Annotated in this window: 14 protein-coding genes; 5 read left to right on the top strand and 9 right to left on the bottom strand. The window is 65.5% G+C overall.

The window, feature by feature from the left end; all coding sequences use genetic code 11:
* Nucleotides 1-31: 31 nt before the first annotated feature.
* Genes VN706_06035 through VN706_06025 form a run of 3 tightly spaced genes read right to left on the bottom strand, consistent with a single transcriptional unit; the run spans nucleotide 32 to nucleotide 5107 of the window.
* Nucleotides 32-781, bottom strand: coding sequence for a TrmH family RNA methyltransferase (locus VN706_06035; GenBank protein ID HXT15169.1), 750 nt, complete (start codon nucleotides 779-781; stop codon nucleotides 32-34).
* On the bottom strand, nucleotides 774-3536 hold the full coding sequence (locus VN706_06030) for a heparinase II/III family protein (protein HXT15168.1): 2763 nt from the start codon (nucleotides 3534-3536) through the stop codon (nucleotides 774-776). The genes VN706_06035 and VN706_06030 overlap by 8 nt, the downstream gene beginning before the upstream one ends.
* Entirely contained in the window at nucleotides 3494-5107 is a 1614-nt protein-coding gene (locus VN706_06025; GenBank protein HXT15167.1) for a peptide ABC transporter substrate-binding protein, read from the bottom strand. Before VN706_06025 ends, VN706_06030 begins: the two co-directional genes overlap by 43 nt.
* Between VN706_06025 and VN706_06020 the strand changes: the two genes are divergently transcribed.
* Both VN706_06020 and VN706_06015 read left to right on the top strand, forming a co-directional pair.
* Nucleotides 5102-6088, top strand: a complete 987-nt coding sequence (locus VN706_06020; GenBank protein ID HXT15166.1) for an ABC transporter permease — start codon at nucleotides 5102-5104, stop codon at nucleotides 6086-6088. The genes VN706_06025 and VN706_06020 overlap by 6 nt on opposite strands.
* A complete protein-coding gene (locus tag VN706_06015; GenBank protein ID HXT15165.1) occupies nucleotides 6085-6942 on the top strand; it encodes an ABC transporter permease in 858 nt (285 codons plus the stop codon). The genes VN706_06020 and VN706_06015 overlap by 4 nt, the downstream gene beginning before the upstream one ends.
* 138 nt (nucleotides 6943-7080) lie before the next feature.
* Here the strand turns inward: VN706_06015 and VN706_06010 are convergent, their stop codons facing one another.
* From VN706_06010 to VN706_05995, 4 genes are all read right to left on the bottom strand, one after another.
* Nucleotides 7081-9717: a glycoside hydrolase family 38 C-terminal domain-containing protein gene (locus VN706_06010; protein ID HXT15164.1), complete on the bottom strand. Its 2637-nt coding sequence runs from the start codon at nucleotides 9715-9717 to the stop codon at nucleotides 7081-7083.
* A 127-nt stretch (nucleotides 9718-9844) separates the two neighbouring features.
* Nucleotides 9845-9997, bottom strand: coding sequence for a lmo0937 family membrane protein (locus VN706_06005; protein ID HXT15163.1), 153 nt, complete (start codon nucleotides 9995-9997; stop codon nucleotides 9845-9847).
* An 81-nt stretch (nucleotides 9998-10078) separates the two neighbouring features.
* Entirely contained in the window at nucleotides 10079-10606 is a 528-nt protein-coding gene (locus VN706_06000; GenBank protein HXT15162.1) for a hypothetical protein, read from the bottom strand.
* Nucleotide 10607: 1 nt separating this feature from the next.
* The gene (locus VN706_05995) at nucleotides 10608-11819 is read right to left on the bottom strand and encodes a hypothetical protein (GenBank protein ID HXT15161.1); all 1212 of its coding nucleotides are present in this window, start codon (nucleotides 11817-11819) and stop codon (nucleotides 10608-10610) included.
* A 38-nt stretch (nucleotides 11820-11857) separates the two neighbouring features.
* On the opposite strand from VN706_05995, the gene VN706_05990 reads away from it, so the two are divergent.
* A complete protein-coding gene (locus tag VN706_05990; GenBank protein ID HXT15160.1) occupies nucleotides 11858-12499 on the top strand; it encodes a VTT domain-containing protein in 642 nt (213 codons plus the stop codon).
* Between the two features lie 29 nt (nucleotides 12500-12528).
* Entirely contained in the window at nucleotides 12529-13131 is a 603-nt protein-coding gene (locus VN706_05985; protein ID HXT15159.1) for a superoxide dismutase, read from the top strand.
* Between the two features lie 9 nt (nucleotides 13132-13140).
* Here the strand turns inward: VN706_05985 and VN706_05980 are convergent, their stop codons facing one another.
* On the bottom strand, nucleotides 13141-14385 hold the full coding sequence (locus VN706_05980) for an amidohydrolase family protein (GenBank protein ID HXT15158.1): 1245 nt from the start codon (nucleotides 14383-14385) through the stop codon (nucleotides 13141-13143).
* Between the two features lie 138 nt (nucleotides 14386-14523).
* On the opposite strand from VN706_05980, the gene VN706_05975 reads away from it, so the two are divergent.
* Nucleotides 14524-14943 carry a hypothetical protein gene (locus tag VN706_05975; GenBank protein HXT15157.1) on the top strand — a complete coding sequence of 140 codons (420 nt, stop codon included), beginning with the start codon at nucleotides 14524-14526 and terminating at the stop codon, nucleotides 14941-14943.
* Between the two features lie 161 nt (nucleotides 14944-15104).
* Here VN706_05975 and speA read toward each other — a convergent pair whose 3' ends face one another.
* Entirely contained in the window at nucleotides 15105-17069 is a 1965-nt protein-coding gene (speA, locus tag VN706_05970) for a biosynthetic arginine decarboxylase (GenBank protein HXT15156.1), read from the bottom strand.
* Nucleotides 17070-17210: the final 141 nt, after the last annotated feature.

Below are 17210 nucleotides of genomic sequence, written 5' to 3'. Positions count from 1 at the left end.
GATATTGTGGCCGGGCGTCACTGTCACGCGGTTACTGCGTCACTCCCTTCCGCTTCAAATAATTCACCACCTCGATCGCCATCGCCCGCATCAACGACAGCTCGCGCGAATTCGGCGCGGCCCGATGCGTCAGCGAACGCAACGTGCGCATGATGTGCTCCGGATAGCGCGTCTTGAAGAACTCGATGGATCCGAGCGATCGTTCGGCGTCAGCGAAGAATTGCTCGAACTGCTCGTTCGTCGGTGGCGGCGCGTCCTTGCGCGGCGGGGCAATCTCGCGCGTGGCATCCGCGGCAGCGAGATGCAGCTCGTAGACGCCGATGAGCACCGCCTGCGCGAGATTCAACGAGGCATGGTCCGTCGTCGGGATCGTGACCGCGGCGTGCACACGATCGAGGATCTCGTTCGGCAGTCCATCGTCTTCACGGCCGAACACCAGCGCGACCGTGCCGTCGCGCGCGGACTCGAGCAGCTCCGCCGCGGCAGCCTTGGGATCGAGAACACGCAGCTTCGCCGCGCGGCGGCGCGCCGTGAATCCAACGGTGCTGATGCAGTCGGCGACGGCGGCATCGAATGAATCGAAGTGCTCGATGCGCTCGATGATGTCCATCGTGCGATGCGCGACGCCTTCGAGTCGCACGACGTCGTACTCGACCGGGTGCACGAGACGCAGTCGCGCCACGCCCATGTTCTTCATCGCCCGGATGACGGCGGCGATGTTGACCGGATCCTGTGGCTCGTACAACACGACGACGACCGACGAGAGCAGCGAGTCAGGCATCCGACAAACGTAGCGGAATCAGACGCCATGATTCGTGGCGATCGCCGCGGAGATACACCCATTCATTCGCACCGCCGCTCAACGCGAGCTGCCCGCGCCGGCGGGTGCGGCCGCGCGGCATCTCGTTCACGACGACGTCCATCGCCAGATTCTCGGCGCGAGCGTCGAGCACGATGTCGAGCTCGTATCCCTGGGCCGTCTCGCGCCACGTCGCGCGCGGCGAAGGGGACGACTTCCACCCGTCGATCGCGCGCTGTTGTACGTCGTTTCCGCCGATGATGGGAACGAACAGCCACCCCCGCGCACCGTCCACGTCGCGGACGAACAGCTCGACGCTGTCGCCGTTGATCTGCGCCGGTTCGTTGTCGTACATGTTGACCACGTTCGCGGGCACGAAGGTCCGATCGCTGCGCGGGACATCGACGACGACGTGCAACGCGTCGTCGTTCCACGCGAATAACACGGACGCGCGCGGTTCGCCCGCGTCGCGCCAACTTTGCTCCGAGCGACGGTAGTGCGCTTCGCCAAGCTCGATGTGCGTCACCGCGCCGCGCTGCATCATGAGCGCCGTCAGTCCCTCTGCAACGATCTGCTCGGTGGAGAACTCGTCCTGATCCTGCTCGACGACGCCACCCAGCTCGATCACGCGGCTGCGCGATGCGTGCTCCATCTCGATGCGCCAGCCGTCGTCGCCGATCGAGTGACGATGTTCGGCGCCGTCGCGGAGCTTTACGACGATCGTCTGGGCGTCGAAGGCCACGTCGACGACTGCGCGGTTCCACGACCATACGAGGCGATGCCTCCCGGCGGTGCCTTGGACACGCAAGACCCGAAAGCGATGATCGCCTTTCCCGGGCGCTCCGGGTGCCGTCGCGCGCCACCACTCGCAATCGCCGTCGGACTGGGCGAACACTTCCATCAATTCTTCTTGATTCGTCGCGGTTGTGGCGCGCGCTTGCACCGCGGTGAACGCGCGGATGCGCTGCACCGCGGTCTCGCGAACGAAGTCGAATCCGTCCTCCACGCCGTCGGCGCCCTTCAGTGAGCCGCTGGCGAGTTCGACGTCCGGATTCACAATTTCAGCATCGAGATGCATTGGCAGATCAACGGCCACCGTGCGAGTGGCCGCCCAGTCGACAATGTCGAGGCAATAGTCCGGCAGAACCACGAGCGTGCGCGAAACGCTCGTGCCCGGCGCGATCTCGTCGACCGCGGCGACGATCCAGCCAACGCCATCGCGTTCCGAATAGGCCAGCAGATTTCCGGCGACTCGACGCTGCGACTGTCCGTCGACGAGCGGCGCGTTGTGCGCGAGCGAGCTGCGATACCAATGCAGCGTCGGATCGACGTACGAGCCGGTACCAAAATCGTCGAGCCAGCGCACGTCGTTCTTTGCGAGCATGAGATTCAGGCGGTCCGGATGCCCGTGCCCGCCTCCGGGATGGCCGTAGTCGAGCGCCGCGTAGACACGCGCGCTGTCGCGCCGGAACACGGCGATGCCTTGCGCATCGAGCAACGCCGACGTCGCGACCGAGGACGACAGCACCGGCAGCTGCGGAAGCGCGAACATCAGCGCGCGCCAGCTCAAGTCGCGGCGGCTGAGCGGCGACGCCGGCGCATTTCGCTCGACGTCCGCCGAGGACCGCGCGCGTGCATTTCTCGCCGGCGTGTCGTCGCCGGTCGCCGCATACATCTCGCGCAGCGCCGCGAGCAGCGGCTCATCCGCTCGCCGCGCGACGCCGAGCTCACAATGCTCGGCGATGCGCCATTGGCGCAGCGAGATCGCGTACTGCGAATCACGCCGCGACGGCAGCGTGAAGTCCGGCAGCGCGGTCGCGAACGGTGTCGCAAATCCAAGTTGGAATCGGTCGCTGAGCGGCGCGAGCAATTCGAGCCCCGCCTGCGTCGCCATGGTGACGCCGTACCACAGCCCGCGATGCGCGAAGAGATGATAGTTCTCACCCTCGTACCACGTTCCGTCGACCAGCAACCCATTCGACAAATGGCTCGCGATGCCGGAGCGCCCGTACACGGCTTGTTCGGCCGCGTCGTCGTCGCCCAACAGGCGTCCCGCCGCGAGCAACGCGGCATCATTCCACACCTGACGATTCGACGCACCTTCGTCGAACTCGGCGATGATCGTGCGACTCGGCTCGACGATGCGATCGCGAACTCGCGCGGCGAGCGACGGATTGCGAGCTTCCATCAGATCGGCCGCGATACAGATCTGTAATAGCCAGATCGACTCGAGATATGTGCTGAAGAACAGGCGCGTCGGTCCGAGGACGTTGTCGGCATTCGGATACGACAGGTATCGCTCGACATATCCGTCGAGAATGGATGATGCGAGCGTCTCGAAGCGAGCGTCGCCACCGAGTCGAGACAGCAACGCGGCATGCACGCTCCGCTCGGCCATCCAGAGCTGATACCAATAGATCCAGAACCGATCGTGCAGCTCGCCGCGATAGACCTCGCCGCACGTGGGGCAGCGGTGCTGATGCGGCTGGTAAGGGTCGAACTCGAGCATCGTGCCGTCGCGCGCACACCGTCCGCCCTCGCGCGAAAGGAGTGCCTTCTCGCGCGGAAAATACAGATCGCGTGAGAGCAGCGGCTCGAGATCGCTCGCGAGCGAAAACGCCAGCGGCGCAAGCGGGCCATCACCGATCGTGACGCTGCGCCGAGCGTCGAGCGCCGGTTCGTCGAGCAGCAACGTCATCGCGCCGCCGCGACGCCGCGCGGCGCGCCGATCTCCCACTCCGCAAGCGACGCCAGTTCGCCGCGCAGATCCATGCGCACGTTGCGAAGCCGCGCGGACAGACCCTGCAGTCCGCGCGAATGATAGATCCACGAGACGGGCTGCTCGGCAGCGAGATAGCGCTGTACGTCGCGCCAGGCGGCAACGCGCAGCGACTCGTTCGGCGCGGAGCGCGTACGCGCGAACAACGTATCCAGCACCGCCGTGTGAAAGCCGGTATAGTCGAGCGCGCTGCCTTGCTGCCGTGACTCGAACATCGACGCGAGAAACGAAAGTGAGACGTCACCGGGCACGCCGGATACGAGCACGTCGAATGTCTTGTGACTCGCACGCGCCGCCGTGAGGAACGTGCCAAGCTCCACTTGTCGGATGTGCGCGTGCACACCGCGCAACGCAAGATCCGCCTGCACGAGTTGCTCGAGCGCGTTGTCGCCGCTGCCGACGGTGAGCAGTTCGAGCTCGAATGGTTTGCCGTTCCTGACTCGCACGCCGTTCGCGCGACGCCAGCCGGCGGCGTCAAACAAGGAATCGGCGACCGCGGTGTCGGATGCGCTCGAACCGGCGAGCGCGAGCGGACTCTCCGGAGGAACGGGACCGGACGCCGGCGTGCCGTATCCCGCGAGCGCCGCGTCGACAATGCGCCGCCGATCGATCGACAGCGAAATCGCGCGCCGCACGCGCGCATCATCGAACGGCGGCTTCGTCACATTGAAGGCCAGCCCGGTGGTGAACAGGATCGGATAATCGACGACGCGCATCGACGGATCGCGGCGCGCGAGGGCCGCCATCGTCGGCGCGATACCCGCGACGTCGAGATCGCCGCTCGCCAGCCCGGCGAATTTCGTCGTTGGCTCGTCGACGACGCTGACGACCAACCCAGCGAGGCGCGGCGGCCCGCCGAGCGATGCGGGAAATGCGTCGTTGCGACGGAAGGTCCAATGCGCGCCTGCGCGCCGATCCACAAACTTGAATGGTCCGTTGCCCACCGGATTCAAGTTGAATGATGCCCGGCGCATGTCGCCGCGCGCCACGGCGCCGAGGAGGTGTTGCGGAAGGATCGGGAGCTCGCAGAGCACGAGTGGAAACTCGGGCTGGTGCACGTGAAAAACGAGCGTGACCGTCGAATCGTCGTGCGCGATCGCGCTGTCGACTGCAGCGAGATCGGCGGCGCGCCAATAGCCCGTCGCGGGATCGCGCGCCGCATCGATCGTGAACGCAACGTCGCGCGCCGTCGTCAACCGGCCGTCATGCCACAAAAGGCCTTGCACGAGATGAAACGTCAGCGCGCGGCGATCGGCCGACCACTCCCACGCACGCGCGGCGTAGGGCGCCGGCGCCAACCGCGTGTCGTAGCGCGCCAGCGTGACGAAGAGTGCGTAGCGCTGAATTTGCCGCGACAGCGAATGCACGGTCACGAGCGGATTCCCCGACTCGAGATCGGTGCCCGACGCATACACCGCGACGTCGCGAGGCCGCTGCGGCGCGAAACACGCCACGGGCACCACGACCAGCGCGAGAACGGCGAGCACGGTTGACACGCCGAACCAGCGTTGCAGGTTCAACGTGTGCATCCTCCCGCCCTGCTGCGTCGCCTCATCGGCGCGCTCGTGCTGCTCTGGCTGGTCCTGACGATCACGTTCGCGTTGGTTCGGGCGGCACCGGGTGATCCTGCGACGTTTCTCATTCCGCCTTCCGCGTCCGCCGCCGATGCGCTGCGGCTGCGCGCGGAGATGGGACTCGATCGCTCGCTTGCCGTGCAATATGCACACTGGCTCGCGAACCTGCTGCGCGGCAACCTCGGCGAGAGTTTCTCGCTGCACGAGCCGGTGTCGTCGGCCATCGCCGACGCGCTGCCGGTCTCGATCGGCCTTGGCTCCATCTCGCTGATCTTGACGTTTCTGATCGGTGTACCGATTGGCGTCGTGCAGGCGGTGCGTCGCGGGCGTCCGCTGGATCGCGCGCTGACGTTCGCGACGACGGTGGTTTACGCGGCACCGAGCTTCTGGCTCGCGCTGGCGCTCGTCGCGGTGTTCACGTACGGCGCCGCTGAATGGGGTCTGCCGCCGCGCCTGCGATTGCCGGCGTTCGGAATTCACGCCCCGGGCGTCGAGTTGCACGGCGTCGCGTCGTTTGTCGATCTCGTGCGACATGCCTTGCTGCCGGTGTTCATTCTCACCTCGGTCGGCGCGGCCGGTATCGCACGCTATGCCCGGTCGAGTGTGAGCGACGTGCTATCGCAGGATTTCGTGCGGACCGCGCGTGCGAAAGGTGCGACGCCGCGCCGCGTCTACTTTCGCCACGTCCTGGCGACGGTGTTGCCCGCGCTCGTCGTCCTTTTCGCGCTGTCGCTGCCGGGGTTGGTCGCGGGATCGATCTTCGTCGAGTCGGTCTTCGCGTGGCCGGGCATGGGTCGGCTGATGGTGAACGCGATTGTCGCGCGCGACTACCCGCTGGTCATGGGCGCCGCGGCGATCTATGCGGTGCTGGTGCTCGCGGCGAATCTCGCGGGCGATCTCGCGCTGCCGCTCGTCGATCCACGGCGGCGCGCATGAGCGGGCGAGGGCGATTGCCTGGCGGATGGGCGAGCGGGTTGCTCGTTGCCCTCGCGCTGTTCGTCGTGCTCGTGCCGCTGGCGTCGCATCAGGATCCACTCGCGATCGGCGACGTGCTGGCGCTCAAACTCGTTCCGCCGCTGTCGCGCGATGCGCATGGCGCGTTTCATCTCCTCGGCACGGATCGCTTCGGCCGCGATCTCTTCGTGCGCATGATGCTCGCCGGGCGAATCTCTCTGGCCGTCGGCGTCATCGGCTCGCTCCTCGCCGGCGCGCTCGGCACCGCCGTCGGCGCACTGGCCGCATGGACGGGGGGCGCGGTCGATTGGGCGCTCATGGCGCTCGCTGATGCCCTGCTTGCACTGCCGCGGCTCGTGCTGTTGCTCGTTTGCGCGGCGTTATGGCAGCCGGGACTCGGCACCGTGGTTGTCGTGCTCGTGGCGACGGGATGGATGGGTGTCGCGCGAATGATTCGCGCCGAGTTGCTTGGCGTCGTGCAGCGGCCGTTCGTGGAATCGGCGACCGCGCTCGGCGCGCCGAGCATGCGCGTGCTCCTGCGGCACGCGCTGCCGAATTCGCTTGGACCCGCGATTGTCGCGACAACGCTGGGCGTCGGCAACGCGATTCTTCTCGAGAGCGGCTTGTCGTTTCTCGGGCTCGGGATTCAGCCGCCGCAGCCGAGTTGGGGGAATATGATCGCGGGTGGGCGCGATCTCATTGTCGCGGCGCCGTGGGTCGCGATCGCGCCGGGGCTCGCGCTCGTGGCGACGGTGCTCGCGTGTACGCTCATTGGCGATGACCTGCGCGATCGGTTGGCGGGGGATACGGCGGCGACGCTGCGCGACCGGGTGTAGCGAAGCGTTGTCATCCTGAGCGAAGCGCAGCGCAGCGAAGGATCGCTTGCTCAGGGATGCGCTGTGTTTGACTCCTCCGTCGGGACGGGGGTCGCTCGACTCCGGCGCTACGCGCCTCGCTCGGGATGACAACGAGAGTCACCGCACCGCGATGGTCACGATCTCACGCGGACCCGCCACGAACGCCAGTGAATCAGTATTTTCTAATACCAATTCACTCATTATTGTTTCGTCCAGCCGCGCCCGCCGCGCTTCGCTCGCCGCGAACGGTAGACGCCAGGCTCCGGCGACTTCGTCGTCTCGCAGATTCACGCAGCGCAGCACGAGCCAGCCGCCGTCCTCGCTTTCCTTGACCGTCGAGCATGCCAGTCCCGGACCGACGAGCTCGACACCGCGGACCGGCTCCGGAACAGCGAGCGCCGACCGGAGAGTGGTGCCGACGAGCGGCAAGAGCACCTCGTTGGCGGCGCGCTCGATCGCGTCGATCGTCGTCGCGAGTCGCGATCCGTGCAGCATGACCCCGAGCTCGGCTTCGAACGGACCGATGCACTGAGCGCCAGGTGTCGGCACCGGCCAACCGGCGTGGCCTGGCCGCTCGGGCAGATCGTTGCGCGAGAGCTCACCGACGGCGCGCACGAGGGTGACCGCGATCGCTCCGTCCGGCGTCGCCTCGTATTCGGCCAGGCCGTCGCTGAACAGCGTGAACCCGGCCGCCTCGTTGAACAACGACACGTAGCGATGCAACGGCGCCGTGCGCGGCGGGCGTTCCATCGCACTGTCCGACTCGCCGACGACGAGCGGCTCGCGACGCACCGGACCGAACGCGGCGTCCGCCCAGACGACGTCGGCCGGAACGTCTCCGTTCACCCGCAATCGCAGCCGGTGATTCTCGCGACGATTCTCGCCGCGAACGCGAAGCCGCACGAACGGCGCATCGGCGTCGAGAATGAGATGGATCGTCAGTTCGGCATCCACGCGGCGGCCCTCTTCTCCGTCGAGCACCGCGTATCGCAACGCGAGCTCGCCCCGCAATGGACCGCGATGCACCCGGCGAACCCCACGAAACTCGACGCGATGCGCGCGCGCGCGTGGCGCCGGCGTATAGAGATCGCCGACATCCGCTTCGTCGATGAGCTCCACGAGCGATGGAATCGCGCGCTCCAGTGCGCCGTGCGCGAGAGATACAATGCCGGACTCGGAGACGTCGACGCGCAGAAACGAGTTCTCCATCGATCGCGCGTCGGTGCGCACCGGCGCCGCCGGTCGTCCACGTCGTGCTTCGCCGCCACCGATTGCGTAGCTTGAAATTCCGTACGCCGGCGCCTCCGGAACCCACACCGCAACCTGCGTGCGTTCCACGAGATCATTGTCCGGATAATGGCGAGGCGATTCGGTGAGTGAATGACGAACGCCGCGCGACAACACTTGCACTGCACCGAGCGCGGGAATCGCGGGCTTGCGTCGCGCCGTCACAGCGCCGCCTTCGGGCGCCGCCGGCGCGGATCCCGGACCCACCGCGACATCGGCGATGAACTCGTCGACGTCGACGACGGCAACACCGCCGCGCGCGTATGGCGCCGCGTTGCGCACGACGACAATTGGCATCCACGCGTCGCGCGACGTCCGCGCGGCGACAGGGTCGTGGCCGACCAATTCGGCGATCGCGTCGTCGCGCACGCCGGCCGCCTGATTCGTTGCCGATCGCACGCGGAGCTCCATCGCGCTCGCCACGTCGTCGATCGAGCAGCCGCACAGCGTGTCGTGCGGATGTGCCTCGAGGAGGGTGTGCCATGCGACGTTCAACAGTGGTCGCCGCGACGTGCCATGGACCGCCGCCAGCGCCGCCCATGGTTCCGCTTCGCGCAACAGCACCCGCTCGGCGCGCGCGTTCATTCGCTTCTCGTGAGCGCGCGTCGCGAAAGTACCCTGCAGCGTCCAGGTGTAGCCGTAGGAATCGCGAAGCTCGCCGCGCACGATCGGCAGCCGCTGATTCGCGCTGCGCTCCACGAGACGCTCGGCAAACGAGCGCAGCGCGCTGCGATGCACGCCGTCGGCTTCGCCCGCGCGCTCGAGCGCCGCGAGCGCGTCGCTCAGCCCAACCTGGCGCGCGTGATGATCCGCGCCGTTCGTCACGAGCATGACACCGGTCGTCGCGCGGCTGACGAGCTCGCCGCGCATGTGTTGCCAGCGCTCCGATGCGCCCTGCTCCGTCGTCGGCAAATGCGAGCCGAATTCGTATCCATCGCGCGGCAAGTGGTAGACGAGCACCTCGTCTCCGCTCGGCGATGCCCAGCGAACGGTGTCGCCCGCGGGCCATCGCACGCCACCGTAGCCGCGCCACAACACGATGAGAGGCAGCCCAAAGCCGGCGGCGATCGCGGGCAGCGCGGCGGGATGACCGAACGAATCAGGGCAATACAAGACCGGCGGCGATTCGGCGGCAAAGCGTCGCAGCGCCCGTCGCCCGGCGAGCAAGTTGCGCACGAGCGCTTCGCCGCTCGGAATCAGTTCGTCGGCAAGGACCAGCCACGGACCCGCTTCGAGCCGATCCGTGCGCAGCAAGTGCGCGAGCTGCTCTTCACGATCTGGCCGCACCGCGAGATAGTCCTCGAGCACGATCGCCTGGCCGTCGAGCAGGAAACTCTCATGCGAGCCGGGCGGATCGTCGAGCAGCTCGTCGACGAGCGCGACGAGTCGTTGGCGGAATCGCTCGAGCGGATGGTACCACTCGCGGTCCCAGTGCGTATGAGAAACGACGTGAACGTCGAGGGCCAAGAGCCGGGAATAGGTAGTGGGAAGTCGTAGTCGGCGCGGAACGGCGAAAAAGATGGCCGACAACGGCAAAAGCGGGAAGCGCGTGAGCGCATTCCCGCTTTTGTCTAGCTACCGATTACCGGTTCGTTCAAACCACCGGCCGCCGCCCCGTCACCAGCCGAATGACGATGACGATGAGCGCGACGACCAGCAGCAGGTGAATCAGACCGCTGGTCACGTGGAACGCCAGGAAGCCGAGCGCCCACAGAATGATCAGTACTACCGCGAGCGTGATGAGCATGATTCCCTTCTCCCGAGTGCAAGTTCAGTCAGCGCTTCGGCTCGCTGGAAGGCAACAGTCATACCGCGTTGGCAGAAGCCATCACGGAATCGGCGGTCCGTCGTCGCCATCATCGAAGTGATCCACCAAATTGCGCCGCGGCATCAATGACACGTCATCGGTGCGCGGTGCGGCGACGGCCGGACGCGTTGCCGAGATGGGCGCCGTGCGCGAGGTGTGAGCAACGCGCGCCACCAGAATGCGCGCGGCCCGCACGTCGTGTCCGACGTCGATCAGCAGGTGCGCCAGATCACCCGTGCCCCACAGCACGCCCGCCAGCACGATCAACCGGCTGGCTTCGCCGAGCAGCGTTGGAATCGACGCTGATCCTTGCGTGTAGACGCCGGTGGCGACCTCGGCCACGAGCAGCAGCACGAGAATCACCGCCATGAAGCGAAACAGCTTTGACAGATACCTCAGGCCCGTGTACGGCTCGAGGTCGGTGGAGCGCACTTCCTTGATCTCACGATCCTTGTCCGCTTTCGCGTCGCGAGCTTCGGTTTTCACGTCCGTCGCCTCGCCGTCCTCTTCCACCACCGTCCCATCGCTCGTTCTCCGTAGATCCGCCACGTCAGCCTCCTGAGGTCCCCGACCAGCGCGCGCGATAGCCGCGCGCGTCGATATGAATGAAAGGTCCGTGCCCGGGCGCGGCCGTATACACGCCCGCACCACCGACGAGCTCGGGATGAGCAGCCTCGACGCGGTCTACGGCCTGTTGAATCACGCGCGCGTCGTCGATCGAGATCTTGCCGTCATGGTTGAGGTCGTCCATCTGGCCGTCGCCGTCGTCGTCGATGTAGATGTCGGACGCATCGCCGAACATGTGACGGCTGAGGTTGGCACGGCCGGCGGTGTTTCCGCCCGTATAGTTGTATTGCGGACTGCGGAAGCCGCTCATGATGTGCACGCCGTGCACGTCGAAGCCGTGCGCCTGCAGGTCGGCCAAGACGAGCTCGAGCTTGTCGATCTCCTTCGACTGCAGCACCATGTACTTCGGCCAAACGTTGGGTTGATCGTGGGTGAGGAAATCGCGCAGCTTGAAATGCTCGGACACGGGCGTGTCGGCGTTCGCCTGCGTCACCTCGATGAAACCGGCCGGATTTGCGTACGCACCCGACGGCGCCTTCGACGGCCCCGATGCGCCGTGCTCGCCCGGCCAGCTGCCGACGAAGTACGTGCCGATGCGACCGTTCTGCTTCGCGCTGAACGGCAGCATCGTGATGACGTTGAAGTTCGTGACGGGGCGGATCGCGTTGCCGACCGTCAGCAATACGCTCCAGATGCCCGCGCCCTTGGGCGCCGCCGCAACCTGTCCACCCTGCGAGTATTGCAGTGAGCCGCCCGGCGGCAGTGAATCCGCCACGATGGGAGCGGGCGTCGGCTCGATCGCCGCGCGCAACTTTCCGCTCGCGCCGCGGTCCTTGTCGAGAATGTGATTGGTGAGCGCGTTGAGCGCCGCATCGGTGAGGTACGCTGTCGACGGCGCGTCGGATCGGGTGAGCGACGCCGCGACACTCGCGACCACCGGAAGTGGCCGTTCCGCCGACGCCGCGTAGAGCGATCGCGCGTTGGCCAACGACCACACCCAGCCGATCACCAGCGTCATGACCACGATCGCCGCGCCGACGTCGAGGAGCCGCTCGCCGCGCGTACCAACGCCGCGCCGGCGTGCATTCGGCACGCGTACCGCCGCGTCGAACAGCTCCGGCCAGTGATCGTGCTCGCGGCGCGCGGTTGCTTCCGGGCCCTGGCCCGTTGAGTTTCCCCTGCTCGTGCTGCTCATACAGTGCACTGCCCCAGTCCAACACCGACCGTCACGCAATGCATTCGCTGCTCGACTTCCTGCACAAGATTCGCGACGTCCGCGCCCTCATCGCGTGGGGCGGATACATCGGACTCACCGCGATCATCTTCGCGGAAACGGGTCTGTTGATCGGATTCTTTTTGCCGGGCGATTCGCTGCTGGTCACCGCGGGATTGCTGGCCGCGACCACGGGCGCGCTCAACGTGTGGTGGCTCGGGCTGCTGCTCACGGTCGCGTCGATTCTTGGCAACACCTCCGGCTACGCGATCGGCCGCGCGGCCGGTCCACACCTGTTTTCGCGAGAAGATTCGCTGCTCTTCAACAAGAAGCATCTGATCCGCGCCCGAGAGTTCTACGACCGCCACGGCGGCAAGACCGTCATCATTGCCCGATTCATGCCCATCGTGCGGACGTTCGTACCCGTCGTAGCCGGTATGGGGCAAATGGAGTACCGCCGGTACACGATCTACAACATTGTCGGCGGTGTCGGGTGGATCTGGAGCATGCTGTTCATCGGCTATTTCCTGGGTCGCTACATTCACAACGTCGACCAGCACATCGAGTCGGTGATCATTCTCGTGATCCTGATCTCATTCCTGCCAGGCGTCATCGGCTGGTTGAGATCCAGACGCGCCCCGGCCGGAAGCACGCGGTCCTAGGACGGAACTTTCGCTCCAGAGGAAATGACATGGCGTTCACACTTCCCAATCTCCCGTATGCGTACGACGCGCTCGAGCCGCACATCGACGCCAAGACGATGGAGATTCACCACACCAAGCATCATCAGGCGTATGTGAACAATCTGAACGCGGCGATCGAGAAGGCGCCGGAGCTTCAGGGCAAATCGCTCGATGAGTTGATGAAGGGGATCAACTCGGTCCCGGAATCGGTGCGCACCGCCGTTCGCAACAACGGCGGCGGCCACTGGAATCACTCGATGTTCTGGGAGATCATGGGCCCCGGCAAGGGCGGCGAGCCCAGCGGCAAGCTCGGCGACGCGATCAAGAGCGCGTTCGGCGACTTCAGCAAGTTCAAGGAACAGTTCGCTGCCGCCGGTGCCGGCCGCTTCGGCTCAGGCTGGGCCTGGCTCGTCAACGACGGCGGCAAGCTGTCGATCACCAGCACGCCGAATCAGGACAACCCGCTGATGGAGGGCAAGACGGCCATCCTCGGGCTCGACGTCTGGGAGCATGCGTATTATTTGAAGTATCAGAACAAGCGGCCGGACTACATCACCGCGTGGTGGAACGTGGTGAACTGGGAAAAGGTCGGCCAGCGCTTCGGCGCCTAGCGCACGCTGTCATTTGAACACGACCCCGCCGCGCATCACGAATACCACGTTCGTGAGCGCGGCGATGTCGTTTGCGGGATTGCCGCGTGTCGCGATGAGATCCGCGTCGAATCCCGCGGCGACGACGCCAAGGCGCTCACCCAGGCCCAGCGCGTTCGCGGTCGCCGACGTCGCCGAGGTGATCGCGTCCATCGGCGACTGACCGGCCTTCACGCGGCAGAACAACTCCTCCGCGTTGCGCCCGTGCGCCAGCGCGACGGCATCGGTACCAAAGATCACCTTGAGCCCCGGCGTCGCGATCGCGCGCTTGAACATCGCCGTCGCGGTCGGAATCGCGTCGGCCAACGCTTTGAACGATGCGTCGGTGAACCCATTGCGCGCATATGCGTCGCGATGGTCGATGTAGTTCTGAAAGACGAGGCACACCTGCGGATCGAAGATCGTTCCATGCTTGGCCATGAGCTCGAGCTCCGCGTCAGTCGCGAACGTGCCGTGCTCGATCTCGGTGCAGCCGGCGAGCGTCGCGGCACGCACACTCTGCGCGCTGATCGCGTGCACCACCGTGCGTAGCCCCTGTGCTTTGGCTTCGCTGCAGATCGCTTCGATCTGCGCGTCAGACAACAATTGCTGACCACCCGCCCCGAGTCCCGACGACGCGAACAACTTGATCAGATCGGCGCCGCGCGCCTTGAGCGAGCGCACCCGTGCGCGCAGTGAATCAGGTGAGAGCGCCGTGTCAGTGAGCTGCGTGATCGACGTCAGAATGCGCGGTCCGGGAATCTGCCATCGATTCACCGCGTCGCGCAGATCGAGGTCCTCCGGTCCGCCGACGCTTTGAATCGTCGTGAAGCCGGCCATTAAGGTTGCATAAAGATTTCCCGCGCGCGCGAGAGCAGACTGCACGGGAGTGTCGCTGCGATCGCGATTGTTGAGGCTGACGGTGCGCGTGAAGTACCAGCCCGGATGCACGTGTGCGTCGATGAGACCGGGCAAGAGCGTCGCGTCGCCGAGCTCGTATGTCGCGCGCCGCGCGGGCGAGTATTTCTCGACACGCTCGATGCGCCCGGCGCGCACGGTCACGAGCATGTCGCCCTCGATCCGGCCCCGCCCGTCGATCACGCGGGCCGCATGAATCGTGATCGCCGAATCACTCGGCGTGCGCAGTGACGTGTAGAATTGCGCGGAGACGCGCGACGCGCCGAACGCGACGGCGAGCACCGCGGCCGAGGTTGCACGAAAACGAATCGGTCTCATGAGATGATCCGGAAGAGATTGCACAACCTCGCACCACCAAAACCCGATTGGAAGCTCTGCCGTCGGCATCGAACCTGCCCGAAAGGCCACTTGTGGCGCCGCGTGAGCGCGCGGCCGTGTAACCTGAAGGAGGATTTGATGAAGTCGTTTCACAAACTGGTAGTCGCCGGGGGCGCCGTGGCGATGCTCGCCGGCTGCATGCACCGTGGAGTGGAGAGTGTCTCGGGCGGCGACGTCGCCGTCGATTCGCTGAGCGCAACGCGGACCGCCATCGTGCGCGTCGACAACTCGTCGGGGCAAGAAGTCCGCGTCTACATGCTGATGCCGCACATGAAGCCGAACTACATCGCCAAGTCGATGTCGGGACAAGTTCGGAGCTGGGTGCTCGATCCGAATCAGTTCCCGGCGCAGGACGTGTCGTTCGAGGTGCAGGACGCGAATCACAACATCATTCGCACCCTCGGACCCTTCAACGTGCACAAGAATCAGACGGTCGACATCGTCGTGTCACCGAACGGCGAGAGAGCGCGCGCGTCGATTCATCCGTCGGTGCCGTAGCAAGACCAGATCGGACCTGGACGCGTCTCGCCCGCTGAGAAAGTTTCTCGGCGGGCGAGAGTTTTTTAGGCCACTACCGGCGAACAACAGCGAACAATGACAACGACCGACCAGATCTGATCAGACTTTGTCGTCTTTCTTTGTTGCTGTGTGAGAGCTCTCTACTGCGCCGCCTCACCCTCGAGGTAGGTATAGCCCTCGAGCCCGGCCACGTAATCCGCGATGAACGTATTCGCTTCTTGCCGGCTGATGTGCTTCGCGCTCGCCACCTTGCGCCGAAACGTCTGCAAGAGATCGGTCGCGCGGAACTGAACGTAATTGAGCACTTCAGTCACGGTATCGCCGTGCACGAGATCCGTCACCTCATAGCTGCCGTTCGGCCCTAGCCGAATGTGCACCGCGTTCGTATCCCCGAAGAGATTGTGCAGGTCGCCCAGGATCTCCTGGTACGCGCCGGTGAGAAACACGCCGAGCATGTAGGGCTCGCCGTCGCGGAACTCGTGCAGCTCGAGGCTCGGGTTGCCGCCCTTCTCGCCCACGAACCGATCGATCTTTCCGTCGGAGTCGCACGTCACGTCCTGCAGCGAGCCGCGGCGCATCGGCTCCTCATCCAGCCGGTGAATCGGCATGATCGGAAAGAGCTGGTCGATCGCCCAACTGTCGGGCAGCGACTGGAACAATGAGAAATTGCAGAAGTAGCGGTCGACCAGCGTCGCATCGAGATCGGTGATGATGTCCTCGAAATCGTCGCGGTGCCGCTCGACGAACTTCGACAACACGTTCACCGTGCCAAAGTAGAGCTGTTCCGCCATGGCGCGCTCGCGCAGCGAAAACACGCCGCTGTTGAACATCTCTTGCGCGCGCTCCTTGTCGAACGTCAGATCGTGGAAGATCTCGCGAATGCGCCGCTTCGAGACGTTCTTGCGCGATGCGTCTCGATAGTCCGCCATCATCTCGTGCAGCAGTTGATGGTCGTCGTCGGTCAGGTCCGGCAGCGGCCGATCGCCCTGGGATTCGACGTCGATGACCTTGATCAACAGCAGCGCGTGATGCGCGGTCAGCGCTCGCCCCGACTCGCTGATGATGTGCGGCATCGGGATCTCGTGCTCCCGGCACGCCTCGGCCAGCGTGTACACGACGTCGTTCGCGTACTCCTGCAGCGAGTAGTTCACGCTCGCGTCGGAGGTCGAGTTCGTCCCGTCGTAATCCACACCGAGTCCGCCGCCGACGTCGACGTGCGTAATATCGAGACCGATGTTGCGCAGCTCGACATAAAACCGCGTGAGCTCCGTCAAGCCAAGCTTGATGAAGCGGATGTCCGTGATCTGCGAGCCGAGGTGAAAGTGCACGAGCTTGACGATGTCGAGGCGGCCCGCGGCGCGCAGCTTGTCGATGGCTTGCATCAGCTGCGCGGCGTTCAGCCCGAACTTCGACTTCTCGCCGCCACTCTCCTTCCAGCGCCCGAACCCGCGCGACGCGAGCTTGATGCGAATGCCGGCGGTGGGCACGACGCCGAGCTCGTCGGCGACGCTGAGCAGCACGTCGATCTCGCTCAGCTGTTCGATGACGATGTACACCTTGTGCCCGAGTTTCTGGCCCATGAGGGCGAGGCGCATGAACTCCTCGTCCTTGTAGCCGTTGCAGACGATGACGTGGTCCGTCGTCTCGGAGAGACCGAGCACCGCTTGCAGCTCCGGCTTGCTTCCGCACTCGAGGCCGACGCCGTGCGCCTTGCCGAACTCCACGATCTCCTCGACCACGTGCCGCTGCTGATTCACCTTGATCGGGTAGACCGTGGTATACCCGCCGGTATACCCGAATTCCTCGCGCGCCTGATCGAAGCGCGTGGTCAGCGACTCGATGCGCGACCGCAGAATGTCGGAGAATCGCAGCAGCACCGGCAGCGCGATGCCCTGTTCCTCGAGATCATTCGTGATCTCGTAGAGATCGATCTCGAGCTCCGGCCGTTCCTTGTCGGGCCGCACGACGGCGTGCCCTTTCTCATTCACGTCGAAGAAACCCGCACCCCACCCTTCGACGTTGTACAACGTGCGCGCGGCGTCGATCGACCAGGTCGATCCGCCCTCTGAATCCGCCGGCACGTTGTCAGCGATGCGTGTGGCCATTTGGGGAAGATAATTGGGCGTCGGGGCGTCGAGGCGTCGGGGCGTCGGGGCGTCGAGACGTCGAGACGTCGAGGCGCCGAGGCGCCGAGGCGTCGGGGGGTACATGACGCGCGCGTGACGGGGCCGCGTTACGATCGGCGC

This window comes from Gemmatimonadaceae bacterium (assembly GCA_035606695.1).
Taxonomy (GTDB): Bacteria; Gemmatimonadota; Gemmatimonadetes; order Gemmatimonadales; family Gemmatimonadaceae; genus JAQBQB01.
The sequence above is the reverse complement of the archived record's forward strand: the minus strand, read 5'-3'. Positions and strand labels throughout refer to the sequence as shown.